Raw genomic sequence first — 7218 nt, forward strand, 5'->3', positions numbered from 1 at the left:
GCACCGTGATCACCGCCATCGTCCTGATCAAGACCAGCGTCGACCGCATCCCGGAGATCGCCGAGGCGATCGCCGCCATCGAGGGCGTCAGCGAGGTCTACTCGGTGACCGGCGGGTACGACCTGGTCGCGATGGTGCGGGTGCGGCGGCACGACGACCTCGCCGAGGTGATCCCCGGCCGGCTCAACAAGGTCCCGGGCGTGGCCCACACCGAGACCCAGATCGCCTTCCGCACCTACTCCCAGCACGACCTGGAGGCCGCCTTCGCGATCGGCCTCGACGCCTGACCCCGTCGGGCGCCCGGCCGGCGCTCCGTCAGGCTCCCCGACGGGTGTCCGCGACGCAACGGCCGCCCTCGTTGCGGTAGTTCCAGGCCGCCCCGTCCGTGACCAGATCGCGGACGGCGGTCAGGAACCGGTCGATGTGCTCGTCCGGGGTGCCCGCGCCGAAGCTCACGCGGATCGCGTTCAGGCTGCGCTCGCCCGGCAGCGAGGGCTCGGGCGCACCGCATTCGGACGGCGCGACGTCCTCGTCGCCGAGCAGGGTGCGGAGCAGCGGGTGCGCACAGAACAGGCCGTCGCGCACGCCGATGCCGTACTCCGCGGAGAGCGCGGCCGAGAAGTGCGAGCTGTTCCAGTCCTGGACGACGAAGGAGAGCACGCCCACCCGGGCCGACTCCGGGCCGAACAGGTTGAGCACCTTGACCTGCGGGATCTCCGCCAGTCCGGCCTTCAGCCGCTCGACCAGCACGCGCTCGCGGGCCTCCAGCGCGTCGAAGCCGGCCTCGGTCAGGGCCCGGCAGGCGGAGGCGATCGCGTACGCGCCGATCACGTTCGGGGAGCCGGCCTCGTGCCGGGCCGGGCCGGTGTGCCACTGCACGGCGACCGAGCCGTCCTCCTCGCGGGCCACCGTCCGGGTGGCGCCGCCGCCGGCCAGGTACGGCTCGGCCGCGTCCAGCCAGTCGGAGCGGCCGGCCAGCACACCGGCACCGAACGGCGCGTACAGCTTGTGCCCGGAGAAGGCGATCCAGTCCACGTCCAGCTCGCGCACCGAGACGCGGTGGTGCGGGGCCAGCTGTGCGGCGTCCAGCACCACCCGGGCGCCGTGGCGGTGGGCGGTCCGGGTCAGCTCGGCGACCGGCCACAGCTCGCCGGTGACGTTCGAGGCGCCGGTGACACAGAGCAGCTTGGGGCCCTCGGGCGACTCGGCCAGCGCGGCGTCGAAGGCGGCGACCGCCTCGGCGTGCGAGCGCGGGGCGCGCAGGTAGGTGACGGCCAGGCCGGCGTGCGCCCAGGGCAGCAGCGAGGCGTGGTGCTCGGTCTCGAACGCGAACACCCGGGTGCCGGCCGGGACGGCGGCGGCCAGCAGGTTCAGCGAGTCGGTGGTGGCGCGGGTGAAGACCACCTGGTCGCCCTCGCGCAGGTCCAGGAACTCGGTGACGGTGCGGCGGCTCTGCTCGAACAGGTCGGTGGAGAGCTGCGAGAGGTACCCGGCGCCGCGGTGCACGCTGCCGTAGTACGGGGCGTAGGCGGCGACGTCGTCCCAGACCCGCTGGAGCGCCGGGGAGCTGGCGGCGTAGTCGAGCGCCGCGTAGCCGACCTTCTCACCGGTGGCGAGCGGGACCTGGACGTCGTGGCCGAGCACGGCGAGGAGCGGCTGCGCGGCGTCGGTCTGGTCGAGGACGGCGGCCGGGAACTGGGAGGAAAGGGACATGGGGATGCACTCCTTCTACGGGCCTGGACCCCGGGAGTACACCTCGTCCGGCGTCCGCGCTTGTCACGCGGACGGATTGCCGCATGACCCGGTCCTCACCCAGGGCACCCCGCCACGGACGGAGGGTTGCCGGACAGCCAGCTGGGGCTTGATGCTGTCACTCATGACCTGGCGAAGACTCTAGGTCGCGTCCGTCCCGTGGTCAAACACGGGTCCACATCCCGGACGGCCGTCCGGGCAGCGGTCGGCGGGCCGGGCTGCGGCCCGTCCGGACCGGGTCGCGGCCGGGTCGCGGCCGGGAACGGCAGAGGCCGGCGGGAGACGCCCCGCCGGCCCCTGTCACCGCATCAGACCCGCGCGGTGGCCTCCGACCAGTGCTTCAGCAGGTCCCGGGCGGCGCCCGAGTCGATCGCCGCCGCGGTCCGCTCCATACCGGCCGCCAGCTGCTCCGACAGCGGCGCGTCGGTGAGGTCGAGTGCCACCAGTGCCGCCGCCGAGTTCAGCACGACGGCGTCCCGGACCGGCCCGTGCTCCCCGGCCAGGAGCCGGCGCGCGACGTCCGCGTTGTACGCCGGGTCCGCCCCGCGCAGCGCCTCGATGCCGACCGGCTCGATCCCGACGTCGCGCGGGTCGAGGACGGTCTCGGTCACGGCGCCGTCGCGGACGATCCAGACCCGCGAGGTGGTGGTGATGGTCAGCTCGTCGAGGCCGTCGTCGCCGCGGAAGACCAGTGCGGTGGAGCCGCGCCGCGCCAGCACGCCGGCGATCAGCCCGGCGAGCCGGGTGTCGAAGCAGCCGATCGCGTGCGCGGTCACCCGCGCCGGGTTGGTGAGCGGCCCGAGGATGTTGAACGCGGTGGGCACCCCGAGGTCGCGGCGGGCCGGGGCGGCGTGCCGCATCGACGGGTGGAAGGTGGCCGCGAAGCAGAACGTCAGCCCGACCTCCTCGGCCACCTCGGCGACCCGGCTCGGCGCCAGGTCCAGCCGGATCCCGAGCTTCTCCAGCACGTCCGAGGACCCGCTGGACGAGGAGGCGGCCCGGTTGCCGTGCTTGACCACCTTGGCGCCCGCCGCCGCCGCGACGATCGCCGACATGGTGGAGATGTTGACGGTCTTCGCCCGGTCGCCGCCGGTACCGACGATGTCCACCGCCGGGCCGGGGACGGACAGCGGCTCGGCGTGCGCGTACATCGAGTCGACCAGTCCGGAGATCTCGTCGACCGTCTCGCCCTTGGCCCGCAGCGCCACCATGAACCCGGCGACCTGGACCGGGGACGCCTCGCCGCTCATGATCCGGTCCATCGCCCAGGCGGTGGCCGAGCGGTCGAGGTCCTCCCCGCGCAGCAGCACCGTCAGGATGTCCGGCCAGGTGCGGACCACCTGCGCGGGGTCGCTACCGCCGTTCGCAGGGTGCGCGTTCACCATGGCTGACTCCAGCTCTCGCTCCCCGGTGTACGGGGATGGACCGTAGGGACGGAGTCAGCCTATCGAGCGGCGGGGCACCGGGGCTCCGCCGTTCACCCTTCTTCTCCCGTAGTGAGACGCGAGGCCCCGGACACCTCGTCCGGAACGCCCCTCCCGGGAGGCGCGGCCCGGCCGCCCCCGGTCCCGGGGGGCCTCCGGACCTCCGCGCGCCCGCTAGCGGGCGGCCGGCGTCCGCTTGGCCAGCCGCGCCCGGAGCAGCGTGCCCGCGGCCCCGGCCAGCGCCACCGGGTCCACCGGCTGGGAGATCGCCGCGTCGGCCCGGCTCCAGGCGGCGAGCCAGGAGTCCTGCGGCCGGCCGATCAGCACCAGCAGCGGCGGGCACCCGTAGATCTCGTCCTTCAGCTGCCGGGCGAGTCCGAGCCCGCCGGCCGGAACCGCCTCCCCGTCCAGCACACAGAGGTCCACGCCGCCCTTCTCCAGCGCCTTGAGCACCGCGGGGGTGGTCGCGCACTCCAGGTAGGACAGCTCCGGCAGATCCTCGGCCACCCGGCTGCCGAGTGCCGTGCGCACCTGCTCGCGGGTGGTGCGGTCGTGGCTGTAGACGAGAACGGTCAGCGTCTCGTCGGTCGTGTACGCCATGGGCCCTGCTCCCTCACGTGTGATCCGGACCACGTTCGCCTCTCCCCGGATGCTACTCCCGATCACCGGCCGCCGAGCCACTCCCGCGCGATCCTTCTCAAGCCGCCGCGCCCACGACTGGTCCGGCCGGAGGACAGCGCGTCACCCTCACCCCCTCAGTCCACCCGTACGGCGGACGGGGAGCTTCTCCCCTTACTACCGGAGGGCCCCGAAAGGGTGGTGCGACACGCGGGCAACAGGGTCGAAGGGGCCTTCGAAGAACCGTCAGAAAAGGGACACGCCGCTGCTCAGCGGCGGTCCGGACGGCCCGTCGGCCACCAGGGGGGCATACCGCACGCACCGGACACTCCGAGGGACACCCCCCGACGTGAAGACGGAATAAGGGACCGACATAATGTCCGTCGTGGCGACAGCAACAGCAGTAGAAACCGGGCACGCGCACGGATCGGTCAACCGGCCGAACATGGTCAGCGTCGGAACGATCGTCTGGCTCAGTTCCGAGTTGATGTTCTTCGCGGCCCTCTTCGCGATGTACTTCACGCTCCGCTCCGTGAAGGGAGCCGAGTACTGGACCGAGAAGGCGCACGCCCTCAACGTGCCTTTCTCCTCGGTCAACACCACGATCCTGGTGCTCTCCTCGCTCACCTGCCAGCTCGGCGTCTTCGCCGCCGAGCGCGGGGACGTGAAGAAGCTCCGCTCGTGGTTCATCATCACCTTCGTGATGGGCGCGATCTTCATCGGCGGCCAGATCTTCGAGTACACCGAGCTGGTCAAGAAGGACGGTCTCTCGCTGTCCTCCGACCCGTACGGCACGGTGTTCTACCTGACCACCGGCTTCCACGGTCTGCATGTGACGGGTGGTCTGATCGCCTTCCTGCTGGTCCTGGGACGGACGTACGCAGCCAAGCGCTTCACGCACGAGCAGGCCACCGCCGCGATCGTGGTGTCGTACTACTGGCACTTCGTCGATGTCGTGTGGATCGCCCTGTTCGCGACCATCTACCTGATCAAGTAACCAGCTGATCAGGTCGCTGGCCACCGGCTCCGGGTCCCGCCCTTCTGGGTGACGGCCCGATTTCGCCGGTGGGCGACGCTCCCACCGACCGACCGCGCGCGCAGCCCTAGACAGGCAGCCTCGTGCCGGCCAGACCGGCCGCCGGGTGCACCCACCAGTCGACCAGATCCTGACACCGGGGTTATTCCGTGAAAAAGCTCTCCGCACGACGGCGCCACCCACTGGCGGCGCTGGTCGTCCTACTTCTCGCCCTGGCGGCAACCGGGGGGCTGTACGCCGCGTTCGCGCCCGCCGACAAGGCGCAGGCCGACGTCGCCGCGCAGTCGCTCGCGATCGATGAGGGCAAGAAGCTCTTCGCCGTGGGCTGCTCCTCCTGCCACGGCCTGAACGGCCAGGGTTCGAGCGACGGTCCCAGCCTGGTCGGCGTCGGCTCCGCCGCGGTCGACTTCCAGGTCGGTACCGGCCGCATGCCGGCCCAGCAGCCCGGCGCCCAGGTGCCGGCCAAGAAGAACATCTACTCACAGGCCGAGATCGACCAGATGGCCGCCTTCGTGGCCTCGCTCGGCCCCGGCCCGGTGACGCCGACCGAGGAGCAGTACACCTCGACCAACCCCGAGGACCTCTCCAAGGGCGGCGAGCTGTTCCGCACCAACTGCGCCCAGTGCCACAACTTCGCCGGTCAGGGCGGTGCCCTGACCCAGGGCAAGTACGCCCCGTCGCTGGAGGGCGTGGACGCGAAGCACATCTACGAGGCCATGCAGACCGGCCCGCAGAACATGCCGTCGTTCCCGGACGGCACCATGCCCGAGGAGCAGAAGAAGCAGATCGTGGCCTTCGTCCGCCACACCACCAACGATGAGCCCAACCCCGGCGGTCTCACGCTCGGCAGCCTCGGTCCGGTGACCGAGGGTCTGTTCGGCTGGATCTTCGGGCTCGGAGCGCTCATCGCGGTCGCGATCTGGGTCGCCGCCCACACCACCAAGGCCAAGAAGTCATGAGCCACGACATGTCAGAAGAGAAGCTCCCGGAGTCCCACGGCTCCGCCGGGCACCACGAGGTGGCCACCCACGGCGATCCGTTCGCCGACCCGGGTCTGCCGGAGCACCAACCGCGTCGCACCGACATCGACGAGCGGGCCGCCAAGCGGGCCGAGCGCCAGGTGTCGCTGATGTTCGTGGTCTCGATGATCGCCACCGTCGCCTTCATCGCCTCCTACGTGGCCATCGACAAGGACAAGATCGTCTACGTCTGGCCGCTCGGACACATCAGCGCGCTGAACTTCGCCCTGGGCATGACCCTGGGCGTGGCTCTGTTCCTGATCGGCGCGGGCGCGGTCCACTGGGCCCGCACCCTGATGTCGGACGTCGAGCTGCCGGCCGAGCGTCACCCGATCGAGGCCGACGACGAGGTCCGCAACGACGTCATCGAGCAGTTCCGGACGGGCGCCGCGGAGTCCGGCTTCGGCCGCCGCAAGATGATCCGCAACACCCTCATCGGTTCGATGGCCCTGGTGCCGCTCTCCGGTGTGGTGCTGCTGCGCGACCTGGGCCCGCTGCCCGAGGACAAGCTGGAGCACACCGGCTGGCTGGAGGCCACCCCGGCCAAGCCCCTGGCGCTCATCAACATGAACACCAACCTGCCGATGACGGCGGAGGACATCGTGGTCGGGTCGCTGACCTTCGCGATGCCCGAGGGTCTGCACACCCACGACGAGGACTTCCAGCAGCGCATCGCCAAGGACGCCCTGATGCTGGTGCGCATCGCGCCGGCGGACATCAAGGACGAGCAGTCGAAGGAGCTGGGTTTCGAGGGGATCCTCGCCTACTCCAAGATCTGCACCCACGTCGGCTGCCCGATCAGCCTCTACGAGCAGCAGACCCACCACGCGCTCTGCCCCTGCCACCAGTCGACCTTCGACCTGGCGGACGGCGCACGCGTCATCTTCGGCCCGGCCGGCCACCCGCTGCCGCAGCTGAAGATCACCACTGACGAGAAGGGCTTCCTGGTCGCCACCGGCGACTTCGACGAGCCCGTCGGCCCGAGCTACTGGGAGCGTGCTCGATGAGTAGCGCGAGCCGCACCACTTCCGGTGCCACCAAGCCCGCCAGCACGCGCGCCAAGCCCGCCAACAAGTGGGAGCAGGCGGCGGACTGGACGGACGGCCGGCTGGGGATCTACTCCCTCGCCCGGGCCAACCTGCGCAAGATCTTCCCGGACCACTGGTCCTTCATGCTGGGCGAGATCTGCCTCTACACCTTCGTGATCATCATCCTGACCGGCGTCTACCTGACGCTGTTCTTCAAGCCCTCCATGGGCGAGGTGATCTACGACGGCGTGTACATCCCGCTCAAGGGCATCCCGATGTCCGAGGCGTACGCGTCGACGGTCGACATCAGCTTCGAGGTGCGCGGCGGTCTGCTGGTCCGC

7 protein-coding genes, 1 pseudogene and 1 riboswitch are annotated in these 7218 nt (G+C 71.0%); of the genes and pseudogenes, 5 read left to right on the plus strand and 3 right to left on the minus strand.

What is annotated here, in order from left to right:
• Positions 1-5 precede the first annotated feature (5 nt).
• On the plus strand, positions 6-287 hold the full coding sequence (locus tag PUR61_RS27905) for an Lrp/AsnC ligand binding domain-containing protein (RefSeq protein ID WP_327676407.1): 282 nt from the start codon (positions 6-8) through the stop codon (positions 285-287).
• A gap of 28 nt (positions 288-315) precedes the next feature.
• On the opposite strand, the gene PUR61_RS27910 is transcribed toward PUR61_RS27905, so the two are convergent.
• From PUR61_RS27910 to PUR61_RS27920, 3 genes are all read right to left on the minus strand, one after another.
• Complete coding sequence (locus PUR61_RS27910; protein ID WP_329882194.1) at positions 316-1713, minus strand: aminotransferase class V-fold PLP-dependent enzyme; 1398 nt, start codon at positions 1711-1713, stop codon at positions 316-318.
• 51 nt (positions 1714-1764) lie between these two features.
• Positions 1765-1882: riboswitch (SAM riboswitch) on the minus strand.
• A gap of 178 nt (positions 1883-2060) precedes the next feature.
• Positions 2061-3137, minus strand: coding sequence for an anthranilate phosphoribosyltransferase (gene trpD / locus PUR61_RS27915; RefSeq protein WP_329882195.1), 1077 nt, complete (start codon positions 3135-3137; stop codon positions 2061-2063).
• Positions 3138-3350: 213 nt separating this feature from the next.
• Entirely contained in the window at positions 3351-3776 is a 426-nt protein-coding gene (locus tag PUR61_RS27920; RefSeq protein WP_329882196.1) for a hypothetical protein, read from the minus strand.
• Between the two features lie 394 nt (positions 3777-4170).
• Between PUR61_RS27920 and ctaE the strand changes: the two genes are divergently transcribed.
• The 4 genes and pseudogenes from ctaE to PUR61_RS27940 all read left to right on the plus strand — a co-directional run.
• Positions 4171-4791, plus strand: coding sequence for an aa3-type cytochrome oxidase subunit III (gene ctaE, locus PUR61_RS27925; RefSeq protein WP_329882197.1), 621 nt, complete (start codon positions 4171-4173; stop codon positions 4789-4791).
• Positions 4792-4979: 188 nt separating this feature from the next.
• The gene (gene qcrC / locus PUR61_RS27930) at positions 4980-5789 is read left to right on the plus strand and encodes a cytochrome bc1 complex diheme cytochrome c subunit (RefSeq protein ID WP_329882198.1); all 810 of its coding nucleotides are present in this window, start codon (positions 4980-4982) and stop codon (positions 5787-5789) included.
• Positions 5786-6856: a cytochrome bc1 complex Rieske iron-sulfur subunit gene (gene qcrA, locus PUR61_RS27935; protein WP_443035246.1), complete on the plus strand. Its 1071-nt coding sequence runs from the start codon at positions 5786-5788 to the stop codon at positions 6854-6856. Before qcrC ends, qcrA begins: the two co-directional genes overlap by 4 nt.
• Positions 6853-7218, plus strand: a pseudogene (locus tag PUR61_RS27940) (ubiquinol-cytochrome c reductase cytochrome b subunit); the annotation flags it as partial. The gene qcrA and the pseudogene PUR61_RS27940, both read left to right, overlap by 4 nt.

It is taken from the genome of Streptomyces sp. BE20 (assembly GCF_036322525.1).
GTDB lineage: Bacteria > Actinomycetota > Actinomycetes > Streptomycetales > Streptomycetaceae > Kitasatospora.